The following is a 19,404-nucleotide window of genomic DNA, read 5'->3' as shown; positions in this document are numbered from 1 at the left end:
CCGAACGACGACTTCGTTGGCGCCTCTGGGCAGTCAGGCTGTGAGGTGGCGCTCCGCAGCGTCCAGCCGCTGCTCGGCGAGCCGGTGTCCCATCCGTCGCGCAGCACTCCGGGCCGTGGCCAGCTGCTCCCTGGCCTCGGCGCCGTCGCCCGCGGCGGCCAGGGCCGCTGCGAGCACCCGGCGCGCCTCCAGCGTCGCCGGCTGGTCGCTGTGGGCCTGTGCGGTGGCAAGGGCCTCCTTGGCGGCGACGAGCGCGGCCTCGACGCGGCCGGAGGCGAGCAGCGCGCTGGAGCGGACGGTCGCGACTCCGGGGCCGCGCCCGGCGCCGCGCAGACGGGCCAGGGCAGCGTCGGTCCTCCCGCGCGCGAGGTCGGTCTCGGCAAGCAGCCCCGCGGCCATCTCCTCGACCTGGGCGTTGCCGAGCGTCCCGGCGGCTGCCATGGCCTGGTCGAGCCACCGTGACGCCTCGGCAGGATCCTCGCCGGGACGGGTTCGCAGCTCGACCTCGCCGAGGGAGAGCAGGACGTACGGCAGGCACCACGTCAGCCCGTACGGCCGGGCGGTGCTGAGTGCCGACCTGGCGGTCCGGCGGGCGAGGTCCTCGTCACCGAGCCGCAGCTGGATGATCGCGAGATCCGCCCGCTCGAAGGCCAGAACGGCGGGATCACCCGCCCGCTCGGCGAGAGCGTGCGTGCGCCGGGAGATCGCGAGTGCCTCAGGGAGGTGGCCGTGCATGCTCGCCAGCTCCCCTAATGTCGACAGTGCCTTGGCCTGCTGGCCGGGGTCGTCGAACTCCTCGGCTGCCGCGAGCGCTGTCTCGGCGGCCGCGCGCGCCTCCCGGTGCCGGCCGGTGAAGAGCAGGCAGGCCGCCCGGGTGTGTTCTGCGCGGCCGCGGGACCGGCGTTCTTGGTCACCTCCCACGGCAGCGGCCGCGGTCACGGCCGCGTCTGCGGCCGCCAGCGCCTCGTCGTACCTGCCGGCCACGAAGAGCAGGTTGGCCAGCGCGAGGTGCAGGTCGAAGGCAACCCGGGGCGGGACCCGTTCCGGCGTGGTGGGGTCCTCGGTGAGGAGCTCGATCCCCTCCTCGCCACGCCCGGATCGACCCAGCACCTCCCCCAGCATGGCCAGCGCGCCGGCGTGGTGGTCCCCCGTCAGCGACGGTGTCGCCAGCACCGCGCGCAGGAGCGCATCGGCCTCCGGGTAGTGGGCGCGACGGGTCAGTACGGCCGCCCATCCCAAACGTGCTTCTGTCGTTTCCTCCACAGGGGCGTCGCCCGCGATGAGTCGCGCCACGAGCGCGCTGTAGTGGCGGTCGGCGCTGTCGTCGGCATAGAGGGCGACCGCACGCTCGGCAGCGCGCCGCAGCCAACCGACGGCCTCCGGGTCTCCGGCACGGTCCAGATGATGCGCGAGCGCGTCGACGGCGTCCGGACGGTGCCGGCGGGCGGCTGCGGCAAGCAACCCATGCAGGTGGCGGCGTCGGGTAAGGCTGAGCTGGTCATAGACGGCGGTGCCGATGACCGGGTGCCTGACTCGGTAACCGGGCACCTGGCGGCCGGACAGGACCACCTCGCTCTCGTCGATGAGACGGTCGGCGAGCAGGCGGTCGACCTGTTCGGTGATCACGCGTGGATCCGTAGCCGTCACGTCCTCGACCTCGGTCAGCGCCACGGCGCCGCCGGCCACGGCGAGCACCGCCAGCAACGAGCGGGTGCCCTCGTCCATCCGCGCCAGGCGGGCACCGACCAGCTCTCGCACCATGTCGGGCAGTGGGCCCTCCTCCCCTGTGCGCCCGTCAGCAACCACTCTCGCGATCTCGGTGGCGAGGAGTGGGTTCCCCCGGGACTGCCGATGGACCGTCTCGAGCATCGAGGCGGTGACGATCGTGCTCTGGCCGCTGGCGTGGACCACGTCGCGCACCAGCCGGTCGGTGTCGGCCCGCGAGAGCCGCATCAGCTCGATGCGACGCGAGAGGCCCTGGCGCGTGAGGGCCGTCAGGGTGCCGACCCGCTCCCCGTTGTCGTCGGTCGAGGCATCCTCTCGGATCGTCGTCAAGTACCGGACCGGCCCGTCAGGCCGGGTACGCAGCAGGTAGTGCAGGAGGCGGAGTGAGCCGAGGTCGGCGAACTGGAAGTCGTCGAGCACCACGACCAGAGGTCTGCCTCCAGAGATCTCGTCCAGCAGTGAGCCGATCGCCTGGAACAGCCGGGCGGGGTCTTCTTTGCCAACAGCCGAGCCGACCCGCGGTCCGCCGAACCCCGGCACTAGTCCGGTCAGGTCCGGATGCTCGAGCCCGGCCGCCTCGCGTTCAGCGGGCTCGCGGTCGGCGAACCAGCCGTCGATGGCGTCGACGAACGGGCCGTAGGGCAACGGTCCTTCGGCTTCGTACGCCGCACCCCACAAGACCTGGACACCCCGCCCGGTCAGCTGGCGGACCGCTTCCGCCGCGAGCCGGGTCTTGCCGACCCCGCTCTCGCCGCTCAGGATGGTCAGCGGCTCCGCGTCCATCCCGTCGAGCAGGTCCGCCAGCGCCCTCCTCCGGCCTCGCAACGAAGGCGTCACCGCCCGGCGGATCGCGGCGGGCACGGCCACTGGCGCCGCCTCGGGCTCCCGCCCCGGCACCGGGACGGCGCCACCAAGAGACTGTGCCAACGACTCCGTCGCGGCGGTCGGGGCGACGCCCAGCTCCTGCTGCAACACGGTCCTGAGCCGCTGGTACCGCGCCGCGGCCGAGGCGCGCTGGCCGGCCGCCACGAAAAGCCGCATCAGGGCACGAGTCAGCTCCTCGTCACTCTCGTCATCTGACACCAGCCGTTCCAGGCGGGCAATGAGCTGTGACACCTGCTGTCCGGGTTCGACGCTCTCGGCGAGGGCCAGCGCAACCGACCGCCGCAGCCGGGCCAGCTCGTGTCGCGGATGCATGGCCCAGTCGGCGTACCTGTCCTCCGGCAGCAGCTCGGGTGCGAGCGCCTCGGCTGCAGCCGCGAGCGCGCCCGCATCGGCCGACTCGAGGGCATGCTCGGCTTGTTCGCGGGCCTGGTCCAGGTCGACGTCGACCCCGGGGTCGAGCAGGATCAGATCGCGGTCGGTGTGGAGGTACGACGAGGGAGCACGCGGTGCGAGTTCCGGCTCGAGCGCGCGGCGTGCCGCATGCACCGCGACCCGGAGGCTGCCGACTGCGGAAGCGGCCGCAGCCTCGGGCCAGCAGGTCGCCATCAGCTCTTCGCGGTGAAGGCTGTGTCGGGGGGCGAGGGCGAGCAGCTTGATGATCGTGCGCGCGCTCTCCCGGCGCCAATGCTTGGTCATCTCGCCCCGGTCCGCCCGTGCGACGCCGAAGCCGCCGAGCAGACTGACCGTCAGCCTGGGCACGGCGCCGTCGGGGGGCGTCTCGGGCTTCATGGTTCGCCGCACTCTAGTACCGAAGTGGGAGACGGCGCGTCCCGGGCCGTGCGGATCAGCACGGCCCGGGACGGGCGAAGCATCAGGTCACTTCAGGCCGTAAGCCCTGGTGATCGTCTGCTCCGTGCGGTTGCCGTCGGCGTCCCACGCCTTGACTCGAAGTGACACGAACCCGTTGGTGTCCTCCAGGTCGGGGTGCTCGACCTCCACACGCATGTTGCCGTGGCGGTCGAGGTCGGGGTCCGCGGCCGCATCCCACGTGACGCCGTCGTCGTAGGAGACCTCGACTGTGGCGCCGGCCACCCGGGCTGCGTCAGCCAGGCCCGGCTGCCTGCCTACCCTGACGACGAACTCGAAGTCGTCGTCGGCCTTGGCCCGGTTGCGCAGGTCCAGCGGCAGGTCATAGCCCACCAGCAGCACCGGCAGTGCCCCGCAGACCTCGGCGTCCGGGAACGGGATCTCGCAGGTTTCCAGCGGGTCACCCGTGGGCGCACTCGACTTGAAGGTCCATGCGGTGGTGACCATCGGGGCGAGCACCGAGCCAGAGTCGCTGGCCCGAGGCTCGTCGTACTCCACCCGGTACGTCGCCGGCCCCGGGACCGGCATCGCGGCCAGGTTCGGCACCTGCTGCCCATCTCGGAAGTAGCGCGCCCGCGCGCCCGCCGTGCCGCCGACACCCCAGTGAGCGGGATCGGAGTCGCCGTAGGCCGCGACACCGAACGAGATCGCCGTGTCGGTGCGGCAGAACGCGCAGGGGTTGCTCCCGTTAGCCGTGGGATGCAGGGGCGCCCGGAACCACTCGCCCCTGCGGGTCTCGCCCGCCTCGAAGCTGGTGACCGGCTGCACCATCCGGGTGCCGGGCAACCCGGAGTAGACCTGCTGCTGGTACCGCATGCCGTCGGCCAGCATGTAGTCAGTTCGCCGCGACGGGCTGTTCAGGTACGCCGCGGTCCGGAAGGAGGTCGGCTGCCAGTCGTGCCACGAATGAGTGTTCTCATAGCTGACCCGGTCGCCACCCTCGCTGTAGTAGACGTTAGAGGCGGCGCCGTACTCCGACTTCTCGGTCGCGTACGTCGGGTCCTGAGGCAGCGCGCCCTCGAACTCGGCGGGGACCAGGTAGGTGAAACGGCTCTCCTTGCGCAACTTGAGGTCGACGGTCACCCGGCCGCTGGACATCCGGTCGAGCAGTTGCCGGCTCGACTCATGTGACGCCGCCGCCACCGGAATGGTCCGACCCTGGTGGTGGAACACGTACACCGGTCCCGCGTCGGGGCGGACGAACATCACTGCGGCCGCGCCGGCCTCGGTCGCCCGGAGCACCTCGGCGTCCTGGTTGGAGTCGCCGATCCGGATCACCGCGAGCTTTCCGGTGACGTCGACCTTGGCAAAGTCCTCCGCCAGTCCGGCGCCGGCGTCCACGGCAGACAACGAGAGGTCGGCGTTGCGTCGTACGCCGTAGGACGGAAGGCTGATGTCGAGCGGCGAGCCATCTTGTCCGGCGATGGCGGCCGTCATCAGGGGGTCACGGAAGCCGACGTCGTGCCACATCCGAAGCTCACCGTTCTCGGTGACCTTGTCGGAGGGGATGACCCCGGTGACAGAGTCGTCGTGCCCGATGAGCCCGAACACGCCCATGCCCGCCTGCTTGCCGTCGTCGCGGATCCGGGTCATGCCCGAGGAGAACCACGAGTTCTCAAAGCTCCGCCGCTCACCTCGGACGGGCGTCTTCACGTCGACTGCGTTGCGGGCGTCGACCGTGACGGTGCTGGCGCCGGTGATGTCCACCTCGGGCATCGCGAAGTAGTCCGAGGCCAAGGCCGTGTGGGTCCTGGGGTCGTCCGAGCGCACCCGAGCCTGGATCGAGTAGCGACCCTTGGGCACGCTGGTCTTGAGCACACCTGCCCCGACCTGCGTCTGCGACCGCCACACGACCGCGTCGGTCACCACGTCCATCACCTGGACCGAGCTCAGGGCGGGGTTCTTGCCGTACCTGTCGACGAGATTTATCGTCAGGTCGACCTCGGGGGCCTTGCGCACGTAGGACACGGCTGTCGTGAGGTGCACGCCCTCGGCGGTAGCTGTCAGCTGGCCGTTGAACCGACCGAACTCGCCCGTCGGCGCCACGTCAATGGTCACGTCGGCGGTGCCGCCGGCCGGAACGGTGACGGTGTCGGACGAGAGGGTCACCTCGCCCTCGGCTGGCGTCTGGTCGCGGTCCAGGTTCAGGTCGAGCGCGAGGGCCACGGGCTGGGTGCCCAGGTTGCGGTAGGTGACCGTCCGTTGCTCGACGGAGGTGCCGTCCTCGCCGCCGGCGCGTCCGAAGTCGGCGACGCCGGTCGCGAAGACCTGGCTGGCCGTGGCGTTGGTCAGGTCCACCCGGCCCGCACCCTGCTGGAACACACTGAGTTCTGGCGCCGTCCTGGCAGTGCTCACCAGCGCGTCCTTGAGCTGTGCAGGCGTCATCTCCGGGTGCTGCTGAGCCAAGACCGCCGCGGCGCCCGCGACGTGCGGGGTGGCCATCGAGGTCCCGTTCAACGAGGTGTACAGGTCGTCAACCGGCGTGCCAAGGGAGGTGCCGGCGGCGCGGGCAGCAACGATGGCGGCGCCTGGCGCGGTGATCTCCGGCTTCACGCCTTCCTCACGAATGCTGGGTCCCCGGCTCGAGAAGCCGGCCAGGCGCTCGCTCTTGTCGACGGCGCCGACGGTCAGCGCACTGGCCGCAATCCCGGGGCTGCCGATCGTCCGCTCTGTAGGTCCGCCATTGCCGGCCGCGATGACGAACAGCGAGCCGTGCTCTGCAGTGAGCGAGTCGACCGCCTGGGTGAAGACGTCCTCCGCGGCGGTGGCCCGGCCGCCGAGGCTCATGCTGATCACGTCGGCCTTCTGAGCGGCCGCCCACTCCATGCCGGAGATGACCCACGAGGCCTGGCCAGACCCGGCATTGTCGAGAACCTTGCCCACGATCAGGTCGGCGCCGGGGGCGACTCCCTTGCGGGCGCCAGCCGAGCCGGCTCCGGTTCCGCCGACGGTCGCCGCCACATGGGTGCCGTGGCCGTTGCCGTCCGCGACCCCCTGGTCCGGCACGAAGCTGCTGGTCGCGCTGATCCGGCCGGCCAGGTCCGGGTGGTTGCTGTCGACGCCGGTGTCGAGCACGGCCACCTTCACGCCGCTGCCGTCGTACCCCGCGGCCCAGGCGTCGGGCGCGCCGATCTGCGGAACACTCTGCTCCAGCGCGAACTCGACCTTGGTGTCCAGCCAGACCTTGTCCACACCACGCGCCGACGGGGCTGCCGCTCCGTCCGCGGGCAGCGCGTCGAAGAACGCCTCGGCGCCGGACTTGGTCACCTCGACGCCGGCGCCGTCGACTGCAGGAAGCGGGAGCGCCTCGGCCGGGGTTGCCGGCAGGCCCTCCGCGCGGGGAGCCAGGGTGCTCGCACGCGGCTGCCCCGAGAACTCCACGATCACCGGCAGGGCGGTGCGCGACGCGTCGTCGTACCCGCTCTCGGTCAGTGCCGTGATGTTGAACAGCTCGGCGTCGAGGAGTCCCGAGGCCACTCCCTCGAGGGCGCTGTCAGGGTAGACGTAGACATGACCGGCCGGGGTGGTCTCGGTGTGGAACGTGGCGGTTCCGGCCGTCGGGTCGGAAGTGATCGAAACCTGGTCGCCGTGGCGGGCCACGGTGACGGTGTCACCTGTGATGAGGGTGACGGTCGTGGCCTTGACGCTGGCGGGGTTTCCGAACGCGTCCGCCTGGGACGATCGTTGCTGTACGCCGTCCTGTTCGCCGGCCTGTGCGCCAACTGGTGTGGTGAGCGCGACGGTGGTCGCGGCGGTGGCGAGAACAAGGGCGGCGACGGCGATCTGTGCCGGCCGACCTCGGGTGGGGGGTGTCATCGTTCCTCCTGGGAGCGGTTGATGTCTCGGTGATGGTTGCCCGGCGGTCGGCTCGTGCTCAATGGGTTGGCCTGACCGGCCCGCGCCATTGGCGCAGGTGCGTCACCAGTTCCCGTGGCTGCTGTCGGAATGTCCTTTCGGAGCAGCCCGCCGGTCAGCCAGGGCGCCGTCACCCAGCCGAGCTGCGCGGCCTGCCAGCCCAGCTGCATTCGGGTGGCGGCTCCGGCGCGGTCCATCAGCGCCCGCACCCGCCGTACGACGGTGCGCCTGGCCACGCCGAGCTGACGGCAGATCGCGTCGTCGGTGAAGCCGGCCAGAAGCAGGGTGAGCAACTGGTTCTCCTCAGCCGACAGGTCGGCGGGGCTAGCCCCACGGCCATCGAGATCCAGCGGCAGGCCGCACATCCACAACATCTCGAAGTACGACACGAGCGTGTCCAGCAGCGGCGATCGGTAGATCAGGAACGAGCCACCCTCCGTGGCGGGGAGGTCCCGCTGCTGCGGGATCAGGGCGTACTCCCGATCCACGATCACCATCTTCACCGGAGCCCGGTCGAGCACCCGGGCCTGTTCGCCCGCAGCCACGTAGTGGCGGGCTCGCTCGAAGCCACCGGCCATCTCGAGACCTCGCCGGTCGTACACCGTGCGGTACGTGATGTGCGTGGCGAGCTGTTCGAGCTGCATGTAGTTGGTCGGCAGGGCTCCGATGTACGGCGGCGCGTCGACCATCATCACCTCGGTCCGGGCCCGGCTCTGGATCTGTGCCAGGCGCTGCGCGACGACGTGGCCCGGCAACAGCTCGACCAACTCGTCCGAGGTGTGCTCCCCGGAGGCCGTGCGGTAGAGATCGGTGAGCTCCTCCAGGAGCACCCGCGCCTCGTGCAGCTCGTCCATCCGGCGCATCAAAAGCCCCTCGCCGGCGAGGTACGGCGGCGCCGCGACCAGGCTGTCGTTCTCGATCGAGAGCAACCCGCGCTGGACCAGTCCGCGCACCGCCGCGTCGATCCGTGGCCCGCTGAGGCCGACCAGCTCCGTCAGCGGGAGGCGGCGCAGCCGCCGGTGCGCCGCGATCGCGACGTACACCTGACTTTCCTCGGCGCTCAGGCCGAGAGCCTGGAGTGACCCGACCCCGTGTGCGGGGCCAGCTTCGCGCTGGCCGGCACGCCCGGTCACGGGCGCGCCAGTCCGTCGGGCCGACTCGGGGCCCGCGGGCGAGGTCTGGCCAGCGTGACCGGGGGGCGGGCGACGGCACGCCTGTGCTGGCTCACTTGCACCGGCGCCCGGACATCCGGGGCCGCACGCAGGCCATCTAACCGGCCAGGCTCGTCAACCCGTGACACGCTGGCGACCCTAGGAGCGCGCCGTTACCGGGCCATTACCGACCGTACCTACGCGGTGATCACTCACCCGGCCACCGCATCTGGTGCATGTTTGACCCCGACATCGTCGTCGAGGATGCCGCTTACGTCGCGACGGTCCTCACCGCTCCGACTCAGCGAGCGGGCTTGCGGTCTTGGACGAAGCGGTCGTAGTCCGCGAGCTCTAGCCGGGCGGCTGCGGTGCCAGACCTTTGGTGCCACAACCCTCCGGAAGGTTTGTGGTCGGCTTGCACGAGGCGGTGGACGATTCAACGATAGTTGCCGTTACCAAGAGACGGTGCTAGACCAGGATCTATCGGAGCGCGCGGCTTGGGCCGGCCCTTACGCAGTTGCCGCGAGAAGGCGCGCTTCTCCCATCGGCGCGGCCCAAGTGCCAGCTGCAGTTCCTACGCCGCGACCGTCTCAACTGGGGTTCGTCGATTGCGTCGTGGCTTTTCAACCCCCACGCAGAGCCGGGCCTACGACGAAGGGCACCCTTCCCTCAACTCCGCGGTCACGCCTAGCATGCAGTTAGGAGGAGTCCTAACTACAAGGCGTGGAGGCAACCATGACCGGCTCAGTCCCTCGTAGGTCGCCGCCTTTTTGACGCGGTTGCGCAGGGTAAGGGACCTCGCGGGGGCCAGCACGTCACGAGATGTCATCCTGCACGCTAGAAGACCCAGGCCCTCCCTGGCGTCTCTGCACATGGAAGTGTTCCGACCACCCAATCGATGAGCCGCCCGGCGGCGCAGCGGCGGACCAGTTCCTCGTACCCTCGACCGCGGCGCGCGCCGTACGCGCGGTCACGTCGGGGCCCAGCACGTTGACGAGTCCGTCCGCCCACGACAGCGCCCACGGCACGGTCACCCAGCTCGAGAGCAGCGGCGACGTCCGTCTCAGGAGGGGTTCTCATGTGCCCGGTCGGGGTCGTACAGCCCGCTCAGGCGCCCGTCCGGGTCGAGGCGTGTCAGCAGGGCATCACCGATGCCGCGCAGTTGCTTGACCTGTGCGGGCGTGAGCGGCTCGAGGACGTGGCTGCGCACGGCATCGACGTGCCCGGGAGCGGCCGCGACGACGGCATCCCAACCGGCAGCGGCGAGCCGGGCATTCGTGGCTCGACCGTCCTCGGGGCAGGGAAAGCGCTCCACCAGGCCACGGCCCTCAAGCCGGCGTACCACGTGGGAGAGCCGCGGCAGCGTGGCGTTCGTGCGCTGCGCCAGCACGGCCATCCGGAGGGTCCGCTCCGGCGCCTCCGAGAGCATCGCGAGAACGAAGTACTCGAAGTGCGTCAGTCTCGCGTCGGCCCGCAGTTGGGAGTCCAGCACCCCCGGGAGGAGCTCGACGACCGCTACCAGCCGGAGCCACGCCGCCCTCTCGTCCTCGGTCAACCATTGGGTCTCCATACCCACAGCCTACTCGCTTAGTTGACGGAACAACTAAATCGTGTAGAGTGTTAGTTGAAGCAACAACTAATTCAGCTTTACTCGCCTACACCTCAGGAGCACCTCATGGCACACCTCTCCATCCTCGGCACCGGCAACATGGGCCAGGCCATCGCCGCGGTCGCCGGCAAGGGCGGCCACACCGTTCAGCTGCTCGGCGAGGACGACGCCGACACCCCGGTCAGCGGCGACATCGTCGTCCTCGCGGTTCCCTACCCCGCGGTCAGCGACATCGTCGCCCAGCGCGGTGAGAGCCTCGCCGGCAAGATCGTCGTCGACATCACCAACCCGCTGAACTTCGAGACCTTCGACTCCCTGGTCGTTCCCGCCGACAGCTCCGCGGCGGCCGAGATCGCCACCGCCCTGCCGCAGTCGCGGGTGCTCAAGGCGTTCAACACCACCTTCGCCGCCACGCTGGCCTCCGGCACGGCCGGCCCGCTCACCACCACCGTGCTGATCGCCGGCGACGACGCCGACGCCAAGTCCATCCTGGCGGGCATCGTCACCTCCGGTGGCCTCAACGCGATCGACGCCGGGTCGCTGAAGCGGGCCCGCGAAGTAGAGGCTCTCGGATTCCTGCAGCTCACCCTCGCCGTCAACGAGAAGGTCTCGTGGACCGGCGGCTTCGGCGTCGCCGCCTGAGTCCACCCAGCCCGACCACCAGATCTGACCCCGAGAGAAGGAGCGCACCATGACCGTCAACGCCGTCCGCCTCAACCACGCCGTGCTGTTCGTGGCCGACCTGGAGCGCAGCATCGCGTTCTACCAGCAGGCCTTCGACATGTCGGTCATGGCGCGCGAGCCCCGCGCCAACGCGGCGTTCCTGCGCCTTCCCAGGTCCGGGAACCACCACGACCTCGGGCTGTTCGGGGTCGGCGCACAGACGCCACGCCCCCGCGGCTCCCTCGGGCTCTACCACCTCGCGTGGCAGGTCGACACCATCGAGGAACTCGAACAGGCCCAGCTCACCCTGGCAAACCTCGACGCCTACACCGGCAAGTCCAGCCACGGCGCCACCAAGAGCATCTACGGACGCGACCCCGACGGCAACGAGTTCGAGGTGATGTGGATGCTGCCCCAGGCCAACTGGGGCGACTTCGCGAACGCCGCACCAATCGAGCATCTGGACCTGCCCGACGAGGTACGCCGATGGGCCGGCGTCCGCACGGCTGCAGAGCTTGTCCCGGTCGAGGCGTGACGACCCGAGATCTTTGCGGCACCTATCGTCCGGAGCGACGTCGTCGCGCGAGCAGGACGTGAATGCTCGGGATCGGGCCACGTACCGGGGCGAGACGGCGCTCGACGACATCCATGCCCCAGTTGTCCAGCAGCAGCCCCAATTGGCGACCTCGAGCCCGTCCGCCCAGCCACCGGCGAGCTCGCAATGCCTGCTCCCCGATATCGGCGTCGGCAATCACCACCACACCGTCCGGAGACAGCACGCGGACGAGCTCCTTGATCCCGCGATCTGGGTCCTGCCAGTGGCGCAGCGACAATGTCGTAGTCACCACATCGAACGAGCCGGATCCGAACGGCAGTTGTTCGGCCGCCGCACACACATAGGCGGCCGCTGCACACAGACAGGACGGATCATTCCTCACGTATGTGGCGGCCTCCGCCAGCATCCGCTCTGAAACATCTACCCCGACGACAACCGGAACGAGCTGCTGCAGTGCACAAACCAACCGGCCCGTTCCGCAGCCGATGTCCAACGCTCGCGAACACTGGGGTGGTGGGTGCTGATGCAGCAGGGTGAGCACCGTTTCGTGCACGGGCTGGTACAACAGCGACTGAAGCACGCTGGACTCGTACGTCCGAGCCCACGACTCGAACCTTGAACGTGTCGTCTGCATCTCAGACTCCCCAGTCGTCCTGACCATGGTAGATGCTGAGAAGAGGCGCTGGGGTCTCATGTCGAGTTGCATGCAGCCATCCGGCGTGACGGGGGTTCGGGGCTGCTACCCACCGATCAGGAGCCACCGCGCTGGATCTGCATCACGATGGCCTTGGGTTCGGTGAAGAACTCGCGGCTGAAGTCGCCGCCCTCCCGTCCAACGCCGGAGTCGCCGACCCCGCCGAACGGTGTGCGGAGGTCACGGATGAAGAAGCAGTTCACCCACACCGTCCCGGCGCGGAGCTGGGACGCCACCCGGTGTGCCCGGGAGAGGTTCTCGGTGAACAGCATCGCGTTGAGCCCGTAGCGGGTGTCGTTGGCGAGGCCGACGACCTCCTCCTCGGACTCGAAGCGGTTCACCACGCATACCGGACCGAAGATCTCCTCGCAGTACGCCGGCGCAGTGAGTGGCAGGTCGGTGATGATCGTGGGCCGGACCAGCCACCGGCCGTCGTGATCGACGCCGCCGGTGAGGATCTTCCCGCCGTCGAGGCCGACCCCCTCGACGTACGACGAGACCTTCTCGAAGTGCTTCCTGCTGGCGAGGCTGGAGAACCGGGTCTCCGGGTCGAACGGGTCACCGATGGTCAGCGCCTCCGCCGCCGCGACGAAGCGCTCCATGAACTCGTCGTAGATGGCGGCGGCGACGAAGAGCCGGGAGCCTGCGAGGCAGATCTGACCGGAGTTGCGGAAGATCGCCTCTACCGCCCAGTGCACGGCGTTTTCGAGGTCCGCGTCGTCGAAGACGATGTTGGCGCCCTTGCCGCCGAGCTCGAGGGAGACCGGCGCTAGGTGGCCGGCGGCGGAGGCCATCACCATCTTGCCGGTCGTCGAGGACCCGGTGAAGGTCACGCGGTCCACGCGATCGTCGGCGACCAAGGACGAACCGGCCGGAGTGCCGTGCCCGTTGAGGACGTTGATCACTCCAGGCGGGAGGCCTGCCTCCGTCGCGAGCCGGCCCAGCAGGGTGACCGAGGCCGGGGTGTCCTCCGACGGCTTGATGATGCAGGTGTTGCCCCAGGCGATGGCGGGGGCGATCTTCCAGCTGGCCATCATCAGCGGGAAGTTCCAGGGACTGATGGCGGCGACCACACCGGCCGGCCCGTACTCGCTGTAGGAGTGGTGCCCGGAGTCCATGGGGTAGACCTCGCCGCAGTGGTCGCGCTGGTGGTCGGCGAAGAAGCGGAAGTTCCACACCGAGCGTGCGACGTCGTGCCGGGCCTGGGCGAGGGGCTTGGCCATGTTGGTGGTGTCGAGCGTCGCGAGCTGGTCTGCTCGCTCCTCCATGAGGTCGGCGAGCCGGTGGATCGCGGCGGCCCGCTCGGTGCGCCCCATCCGCGGCCAGGGCCCCTCGTCGAACGCACGTCGCGAGCTTGCCACGGCCCGGGCGGCGTCCTCGGGCCCGCCCTCGGCGGCGGTGGCCCACGCCTGCTGGGTCCAGGGGTTCCACACCTCGAACGTGCCGCCGTCGACCGACGGTACTTCCTCGCCGTCGATGACATGGCCGAAGAACTCCAGGTCGCTCATGGCGCGCCTCCTTCGTTCGTTCGTCTCTCGGCGATGGTCACGTCACCGGCGGCCCAGTGCGTGGCCGGAACTTCTCGTACGACGACCCGGACGTTCTCCACCGGCGCGCCGACCGCTTCGGAGGCCGCCCGGGTGAGGCCGCTGATCAGTGCCCGGAGCTGTTCCGGGGTGCGGCCCTCCGCCAAGGTCACTTCGATCAGGGGCATCGGCTCAGCCCTCCCCGCCGTTGAGGAACACCGAACCGAGATGGGTGAAGTGCATGGCGACGGAGGCGCCGGGTGGCGCGAACACGGCGTCGGTCATGCCACCGGTGAGGACGATCCAGCCGGGCTCGATCGCGTGTCCGCGGCGGGCGAGATCGTTCGCCGCCAGGGCGAGCGCCTCGCCGGGGTGGCCCTGGACGGCGGCGCCGGTGGCCGAGTCGACGACCACGCCGTCGACCTCGACCAGCACCGCCTCCAGGGACAGGTCGAGCTCCGACGGCGGCAGCCCGCGCGGGCCCGTGACGAACGCCCCGGACGAGGCGTTGTCGGCCGCGACGTCGCCGGCCGTGAACCGGAAGTCGCGGTAGCGGCTGTCGATGATCTCGATGCCTCCCCACACCGACTCGACGGCCGCCATGGCCTGCGCGCAGCTGACCCCGGGGCCAGCCAGCTTCTCCCCCATCACGAAGACGATCTCCGGCTCGGCCCGCGGGTGGATCAGCCGCGACTGGGGCACCGGGTCGCCGACGGGCAGGATCATCGCGTCGGTCAGCCAGGCGACGAACGGGAAGTGCACACCCATCCGCTGTTGCTTGGCGCGGCTTGTGAGACCGAGCTTGACCCCGACCAGCTTCTCGCCGCGCTCCAGCCGCCTGCGGAGGTTGAGGTCCTGGATCTGGTAGCCGGTGTCGAGGTCGAGCTCGGGCCACTCGTCGGTGAACGGTGGCCGCTCGATCTGCTCGTCCTCGCACCTCAGCAGCTCGGCCGCGACGGACTCGACGTCCCAGCCGCCGGCCGGTGCCTCGCCCGGTGCTCGGGTCACGGTGGCCATCAGCGCACCCCCACGGCTGCCAGGTCGCCGAGCTCCTGCTCCTGGGCGAGCTGGAGGGCGATGTCGATGATCATGTCCTCCTGGCCACCCACGTAGCCGTGCTCGCCCACCTTCTGCAGGATCTCGTGTGCCGGTACGCCGTACCGCTCCGCGGCGCGCTCGGCGTGGAGCAGGAACGACGAGTACACGCCGGCGTACCCCTGCGTGATCGAGGACCGGTCCATCCACGGCAGCCGCGGGATGAAGGGGCGGACCACCTCCTCGGCGGCCGACAGCACCTCCCCCAGGTCGACACCGGTGCGAATGCCCATCCGCTCGAAGGTCGCAGCGAGCACCTCCGTGGGTGAGTTGCCCGCACCCGCGCCCAGGGCGCACAGGGCTCCGTCGATCTGCTTCGCACCGGCCTGGTAGGCCAGCACCGAGTTGGCGATCCCCATGCTGAGGTTCTGGTGACCGTGGAAGCCCACCTGAGCACCGTCGCCGCCGATCTCGTCGATCACAGCCTGGATCCGCTCCTGGGCGTCGGAGAGCACCAGCGCACCGGCGGAGTCCACGACGTACACGCACTGCGCGCCGGCGTCCACCATGATCCGGGCGTTGCGGGCCAGGACGTCCGGGGTGGTGCTGTGCGAGAGCATCAGGAAGCCGACGGTCTCCATGCCGAGCGCCCGGGCCTCGCCGAAGTGCTGGATGGAAACGTCGGCCTCGGTGCAGTGGGTGGCGATCCGGGCCACCGAGGCGCCGACCGCGTGCGCCCGCTTGAGGTGCTTGACCGTGGCCAGGCCCGGCAGCATCAGGATGGCGATATTCGCTTGGGTTGCCTCGTCCACGGCGGCCGCGATCAGGTCGAACTCGTCGACCAGGCTGAAGCCATAGTTGAAGCTCGAGCCCCCGAGCCCGTCGCCGTGGCTCACCTCGATCACCTGGACGCCGGCGCGGTCCAGGGCGGCGACTACTCCGCGCACCTGCTCCTCGGTGAACTGGTGGCTCATCGCGTGCGAGCCGTCGCGCAGCGTGGAGTCGGTGATGCGCAGGTCGCGTTCACCGCCCGCCGACGACAGGTTCTCCAGGACCTCGGTCTCGGTCACCTCACGACCGACGACGGGCGCGTCCTCGGGTCGGATCTTCATGTCACCCATGAGACTCAGACACCTGCTTCCTGTCGATCGCCGGTCATCGGGTCGGCGAGGTCACCCAGCTCGGCCGACGACTTCCACGTCGTCTCGACGCCGAGCCGGTGGGCGACCATGAGGTCGCCCACCCGGGCGGCCGCCGCGGTGATGATGTCGAGGTTGCCGGCGTAGTCGGGCAGGTAGTCTCCGCGGCCCTTGACCTCGATCGGGACGAACACCCGTGCCTGGCCGCGCCAGGCCTCGCGGGCCGGCTCGAACTGGGGCTCGGCGCGCAGGTGGTAGCCGGGGACGTACTCCTGCACGGCGCGCTCCATGGCGTGGATCGACTCCAGCAGCCGGTCCTGGAGCTCCCCGGGCTCGCCGGCCTCGGGCGGGATCGCGCAGAAGACCGTGTTGCGCATCATCAACGGCGGCTCGACCGGGTTGAGGATGATGATCGCCTTGCCGCGCTGGGCGCCACCGACGGCTTCGACCGCCGACGCCGTGGTCTCGGTGAACTCGTCGATGTTGGCCCGGGTGCCCGGACCCGCCGACCGGCTGGAGACCGAGGCGACGATCTCGGCGTACGGAACCGGCACGACCGAGGACACCGCGTGCACCATGGGCACCGTCGCCTGGCCGCCGCAGGTGATCAGGTTGACGTTGGGTGCGTCGAGGTTGAACGACAGGTTCACCGGCGGGCACAGGTACGGGCCGACGGCCGCCGGGGTCAGGTCGACGGCGAGGATGCCGGCCTCGGCGTACCGTGCCGCATTGGCCTCATGCGCTTTCGCGGACGTGGCCTCGAAGACGATGTCCGGCAGCTCGTCCTGGGCGAGCAGCCAGTCCACTCCGTCGGCGGTCGTCTCGAGGCCGAGCCGCTTCGCCCTGGCCAGACCGTCCGAGGTGGGGTCGACGCCGACCATGTAGCGCGGCTCGATGATGTCGCTGCGACGGATCAGCTTGAACATCAGGTCGGTGCCGATGTTGCCGGGGCCGATGATGGCGGCGCTGGCCTTCGAGGTCTGTGCTGTCATGGCGATTCCTCTCGGTTGCGGGCGAACCGGGCGGTGACGCTGCCCAGCCCGGCGAAGGTGGCGGTGACGGTGTCTCCCGGGGTGACCGGCACCATCGCGCAGACCGCACCGGGGAGCACGACGTGCCCTGGTTCGAGGGTCACTCCCCGCGCACCCACCGTGTTGGCGAGCCAGACCAGGGTCCGCAGCGGCGAGCCGAGTACGGCGCCGCCCGCGCCGGTGCCGACCACCGTGCCGTTCTGGGTCATCACCGCCCCTGTGAGGCGCAGGTCGACGTCGTGGATCGAGGTCGGGGTCGAGCCGAGCACCAGTGCTCCGGAGCTGGCGTTGTCGGCGATGGTGTCGAACAGCCCGATCTTCCAGTCCTCGATCCGGCTGTCCACGATCTCCAGCGCGGGAAGGACGAAGTCCACCGCCGCAAGGGCCTCGTGCGCGGTCACGCCTGGTCCGCGGAGCGGGCGCTTCAGGACGAAGGCCACCTCGGGCTCGATGCGTGGCTGGAGGAACCGGTCCACCGGGATCGGCTCGTGCTCGAGGTAGAAGAAGTCGTCGAGCAGGTGGCCGTAGTCGGGCTGGTCCACACCCAGCAGGCGTTGCATGGCGGCACTGGTCAGGCCGACCTTGTGCCCTTTCACGGTGCGGCCCTGGTCGAGGAACCACTGGATCTGCTGCAGCTGGATCGCGTAGGCGTCCTCCAGCGCCAGGTCGTCGTACGTCGAGGTCAGCGGCTGGACCGGCTTGCCCGAGGAGTAGGCCTCGAACAGCAGCCGGGCGGCCTCGGCGCGGGTCTGGTCGTCCATCACAGATCGAGCTCCAGTCGGTCGCAGGTGGGCCTCGAGCAGCAGATCATCATCTTGTCCATCGCCGCCTGCTCCTTCTTGGTGAGCACCAGGTCCTGGTGGTCGACGGTCCCCGACAGGACCGGCGTGACACAGGACCCGCAGATCCCGTCACGGCAGTCGTTCTCGACCTCGATCCCCAGTGCGAGCACGGTCTCGAGGATGTTGGCGTCGGGCTTCATCCGCAGCGTGTGCCCCGACTTCGCCAGCACCAGCTCGTAGCTGTCGCCGTCCAGGGGGGCCGACTCCGGGCGCTCCACACCGACGCTGCTGAACAGCTCGAACCTGACGACGTCCTGGTCGGGCCCGTGCACTGCCTCGACCGCCGCCTGCACCGCCCGAAGCAGCGCGAGCGGCCCGCACACGTAGACCAGGCCGTCCTCGGGGAGCTCCTTGACGATGGCCTCGAGATCCGGCCGGCCGTCGCTGTCCTCGGCGAGGAAGGTGACCCGGTCGCCGAGCGCGGCGAGCCGCGAGCGGAATGCCATCGTGCTCGCCGTACGGCCGCCGTAGGTGAGCCGGAAGGGACGCCCTTGCCGGTCCAGGTGCTCGGCGAACGCCATGATGGGGGTGATGCCCACGCCCCCCGCGACCAGGGCGTGGTACGGCGCGTCCTCAAGTGCGAAGCCCTGCTTCGGACGGGTCACCAGCAGCCGGTCACCTACCCGCAGCTCGTCGTGGATGAACGCCGAGCCGCCGCGGCCCTCAGGTTCGCGCAGCACGGCGATCTGGTAGGCCGACAGGTCCTGGGGGTCGCCGCACAGCGAGTACTGGCGGGTGGAGCCGTCCGGAACGTAGACGTCGATGTGGGCACCGGGCTCCCACGCCGGCAACGGTTTGTCGCTCTCGATGCGCGTCAGCCGCACCGAGAGCACCCCTTCGGCCTCCAGTGTCATCTGGGTGACGCGCAGCTCGCGCTGTTCAACCATCGTGCACCTCCGGCGGTAGGCCGAGGAGCTTGCGCACCTCGGCGTACGACGTGTCCGGGTCGGCGACGTCGAACCACACTGACGGGATGCCGAGTGCCTCGGCTCCCCGGATGTTCGAGGCCTGGTCGTCGAGGAAGACCATCTCGGCGAATGCGACGTCAAGCCGCTCGGCCAGGAGCTCGTACAACCGCGGGTCCGGCTTGAGGTGGCCCTCGATCGACCCGTCGACGACCACGTCGACGTCCCCGACGATCTCGATCCTGGCGATCCAGTCGTCGGAGTGGAACGCCCGGAGATCGTTGGTCAGGATGCCGACGCGCATGCCCGCCGCGTGCGCGTCGCGGACCAGGCTCCGGGCCTGCTCGCGCACCAGCTCGGGCCGTGGCGGATCGTAGAGATGGGCGACCATCGCCCGGATGTCGGGTTCGTGGCCTCCCGACGCATGCCACTGTTCCGCCCGAGCGTCCCAGTAGGCACGCTCGGTGATCCGCCCGGCCTGCAGGTCCTCCCAGGTCGGGTCCGGCCGCGCCGCGGGGGCCAGCGGGCCTCGCTGGTGGAGCAGGCCGTACGCCGGCGTCCCGGGCTGGTCGGTGACCAGCTCGAAGGGAGTCAGCAGTACCGGGCCGCCGAAGTCGAGGACAAGGGCGGGGCGGGAAGTGGGCAGGGCCATCAGTGCTCCGGCTCCTCGATGACGGCTCGGTCGAAGAGCACCACGTTGCCGGTCCAGCGACACTCGGCGCACCAGGTCAGGAAGATCCGGTCGCCGGCACTCCACCACTCCGTGATCAGCCCCCGCTCCAGCGATGCGGCGCACCCTGGACAGAACTTCGGCTTGTCCAGGAGGTGATGGGCGGCGTCCGAGGCGAACCAGTCCCCCGGCGGGGGCAGCCGGTGCGGGTCCGGGGGAAGCTCAGGCATCGGCCCATGGTGGGCCGCACG

16 protein-coding genes are annotated in these 19,404 nt (G+C 70.1%); 2 read left to right on the top strand and 14 right to left on the bottom strand.

Features of this window, described 5'->3' with window-relative positions; translation table 11 throughout:
* Positions 1-33 precede the first annotated feature (33 nt).
* The 4 genes from DDV73_RS20565 to DDV73_RS20550 all read right to left on the bottom strand — a co-directional run bounded on the left by DDV73_RS20565 (position 34) and on the right by DDV73_RS20550 (position 10,053).
* The gene (locus DDV73_RS20565; protein WP_109509132.1) at positions 34-3,399 is read right to left on the bottom strand and encodes an ATP-binding protein; all 3,366 of its coding nucleotides are present in this window, start codon (positions 3,397-3,399) and stop codon (positions 34-36) included.
* A gap of 87 nt (positions 3,400-3,486) precedes the next feature.
* Complete coding sequence (locus DDV73_RS20560; RefSeq protein WP_109509131.1) at positions 3,487-7,293, bottom strand: S8 family peptidase; 3,807 nt, start codon at positions 7,291-7,293, stop codon at positions 3,487-3,489.
* Complete coding sequence (locus DDV73_RS20555; RefSeq protein WP_109509130.1) at positions 7,290-8,465, bottom strand: TrmB family transcriptional regulator; 1,176 nt, start codon at positions 8,463-8,465, stop codon at positions 7,290-7,292. The genes DDV73_RS20560 and DDV73_RS20555 overlap by 4 nt, the downstream gene beginning before the upstream one ends.
* A 1,081-nt stretch (positions 8,466-9,546) precedes the next feature.
* A complete protein-coding gene (locus DDV73_RS20550; RefSeq protein WP_109509374.1) occupies positions 9,547-10,053 on the bottom strand; it encodes a MarR family winged helix-turn-helix transcriptional regulator in 507 nt (168 codons plus the stop codon).
* Between the two features lie 105 nt (positions 10,054-10,158).
* On the opposite strand from DDV73_RS20550, the gene DDV73_RS20545 reads away from it, so the two are divergent.
* Together DDV73_RS20545 and DDV73_RS20540 are read left to right on the top strand one after the other, a co-directional pair.
* A complete protein-coding gene (locus tag DDV73_RS20545) occupies positions 10,159-10,734 on the top strand; it encodes an NADPH-dependent F420 reductase (RefSeq protein WP_109509129.1) in 576 nt (191 codons plus the stop codon).
* A 49-nt stretch (positions 10,735-10,783) separates the two neighbouring features.
* Positions 10,784-11,290: a VOC family protein gene (locus DDV73_RS20540; protein ID WP_109509128.1), complete on the top strand. Its 507-nt coding sequence runs from the start codon at positions 10,784-10,786 to the stop codon at positions 11,288-11,290.
* 22 nt (positions 11,291-11,312) lie between these two features.
* Here DDV73_RS20540 and DDV73_RS20535 read toward each other — a convergent pair whose 3' ends face one another.
* The 10 genes from DDV73_RS20535 to DDV73_RS20490 all read right to left on the bottom strand — a co-directional run bounded on the left by DDV73_RS20535 (position 11,313) and on the right by DDV73_RS20490 (position 19,383).
* The gene (locus DDV73_RS20535) at positions 11,313-11,891 is read right to left on the bottom strand and encodes a class I SAM-dependent methyltransferase (RefSeq protein WP_161962480.1); all 579 of its coding nucleotides are present in this window, start codon (positions 11,889-11,891) and stop codon (positions 11,313-11,315) included.
* A gap of 170 nt (positions 11,892-12,061) precedes the next feature.
* Positions 12,062-13,513, bottom strand: coding sequence for an aldehyde dehydrogenase (locus DDV73_RS20530; protein ID WP_109509126.1), 1,452 nt, complete (start codon positions 13,511-13,513; stop codon positions 12,062-12,064).
* The gene (locus tag DDV73_RS20525) at positions 13,510-13,719 is read right to left on the bottom strand and encodes a 2-hydroxymuconate tautomerase (protein ID WP_109509125.1); all 210 of its coding nucleotides are present in this window, start codon (positions 13,717-13,719) and stop codon (positions 13,510-13,512) included. The genes DDV73_RS20530 and DDV73_RS20525 overlap by 4 nt, the downstream gene beginning before the upstream one ends.
* A 4-nt stretch (positions 13,720-13,723) precedes the next feature.
* Positions 13,724-14,548 carry a 2-keto-4-pentenoate hydratase gene (locus tag DDV73_RS20520; RefSeq protein WP_109509124.1) on the bottom strand — a complete coding sequence of 275 codons (825 nt, stop codon included), beginning with the start codon at positions 14,546-14,548 and terminating at the stop codon, positions 13,724-13,726.
* Positions 14,548-15,678, bottom strand: a complete 1,131-nt coding sequence (dmpG, locus tag DDV73_RS20515; protein WP_206050989.1) for a 4-hydroxy-2-oxovalerate aldolase — start codon at positions 15,676-15,678, stop codon at positions 14,548-14,550. The genes DDV73_RS20520 and dmpG overlap by 1 nt, the downstream gene beginning before the upstream one ends.
* Before the next feature lie 14 nt (positions 15,679-15,692).
* The gene (locus tag DDV73_RS20510; protein ID WP_109509122.1) at positions 15,693-16,697 is read right to left on the bottom strand and encodes an acetaldehyde dehydrogenase (acetylating); all 1,005 of its coding nucleotides are present in this window, start codon (positions 16,695-16,697) and stop codon (positions 15,693-15,695) included.
* Complete coding sequence (locus DDV73_RS20505) at positions 16,694-17,497, bottom strand: 2-keto-4-pentenoate hydratase (RefSeq protein WP_109509121.1); 804 nt, start codon at positions 17,495-17,497, stop codon at positions 16,694-16,696. The genes DDV73_RS20510 and DDV73_RS20505 overlap by 4 nt, the downstream gene beginning before the upstream one ends.
* Positions 17,497-18,465, bottom strand: coding sequence for a PDR/VanB family oxidoreductase (locus tag DDV73_RS20500; RefSeq protein ID WP_109509120.1), 969 nt, complete (start codon positions 18,463-18,465; stop codon positions 17,497-17,499). Before DDV73_RS20500 ends, DDV73_RS20505 begins: the two co-directional genes overlap by 1 nt.
* Positions 18,458-19,135: an HAD-IA family hydrolase gene (locus DDV73_RS20495; RefSeq protein WP_109509119.1), complete on the bottom strand. Its 678-nt coding sequence runs from the start codon at positions 19,133-19,135 to the stop codon at positions 18,458-18,460. The genes DDV73_RS20500 and DDV73_RS20495 overlap by 8 nt, the downstream gene beginning before the upstream one ends.
* Positions 19,135-19,383, bottom strand: coding sequence for a hypothetical protein (locus tag DDV73_RS20490; protein WP_109509118.1), 249 nt, complete (start codon positions 19,381-19,383; stop codon positions 19,135-19,137). The genes DDV73_RS20495 and DDV73_RS20490 overlap by 1 nt, the downstream gene beginning before the upstream one ends.
* Positions 19,384-19,404 lie beyond the last annotated feature (21 nt).

Origin of the sequence: Nocardioides speluncae, from assembly GCF_003121585.1 — a bacterium.
Taxonomy (GTDB): Bacteria; Actinomycetota; Actinomycetes; order Propionibacteriales; family Nocardioidaceae; genus Nocardioides; species Nocardioides speluncae.
This window is presented reverse-complemented; position numbering and strand designations above follow the sequence as displayed.

Bases quoted from the DNA above. Each gene is read 5' to 3' on its own strand.
- DDV73_RS20565 (WP_109509132.1), bottom strand. From the start codon at position 3,399: ATGAAGCCCGAGACGCCCCCCGACGGCGCCGTGCCCAGGCTGACGGTC.
- DDV73_RS20560 (WP_109509131.1), bottom strand. From the start codon at position 7,293: ATGACACCCCCCACCCGAGGTCGGCCGGCACAGATCGCCGTCGCCGCC.
- DDV73_RS20550 (WP_109509374.1), bottom strand. From the start codon at position 10,053: ATGGAGACCCAATGGTTGACCGAGGACGAGAGGGCGGCGTGGCTCCGG.
- DDV73_RS20545 (WP_109509129.1), top strand. From the start codon at position 10,159: ATGGCACACCTCTCCATCCTCGGCACCGGCAACATGGGCCAGGCCATC.
- DDV73_RS20540 (WP_109509128.1), top strand. From the start codon at position 10,784: ATGACCGTCAACGCCGTCCGCCTCAACCACGCCGTGCTGTTCGTGGCC.
- DDV73_RS20530 (WP_109509126.1), bottom strand. From the start codon at position 13,513: ATGAGCGACCTGGAGTTCTTCGGCCATGTCATCGACGGCGAGGAAGTA.
- DDV73_RS20525 (WP_109509125.1), bottom strand. From the start codon at position 13,719: ATGCCCCTGATCGAAGTGACCTTGGCGGAGGGCCGCACCCCGGAACAG.
- DDV73_RS20520 (WP_109509124.1), bottom strand. From the start codon at position 14,548: ATGGCCACCGTGACCCGAGCACCGGGCGAGGCACCGGCCGGCGGCTGG.
- dmpG (WP_206050989.1), bottom strand. From the start codon at position 15,678: ATGAAGATCCGACCCGAGGACGCGCCCGTCGTCGGTCGTGAGGTGACC.
- DDV73_RS20510 (WP_109509122.1), bottom strand. From the start codon at position 16,697: ATGACAGCACAGACCTCGAAGGCCAGCGCCGCCATCATCGGCCCCGGC.
- DDV73_RS20505 (WP_109509121.1), bottom strand. From the start codon at position 17,497: ATGGACGACCAGACCCGCGCCGAGGCCGCCCGGCTGCTGTTCGAGGCC.
- DDV73_RS20500 (WP_109509120.1), bottom strand. From the start codon at position 18,465: ATGGTTGAACAGCGCGAGCTGCGCGTCACCCAGATGACACTGGAGGCC.
- DDV73_RS20495 (WP_109509119.1), bottom strand. From the start codon at position 19,135: ATGGCCCTGCCCACTTCCCGCCCCGCCCTTGTCCTCGACTTCGGCGGC.
- DDV73_RS20490 (WP_109509118.1), bottom strand. From the start codon at position 19,383: ATGCCTGAGCTTCCCCCGGACCCGCACCGGCTGCCCCCGCCGGGGGAC.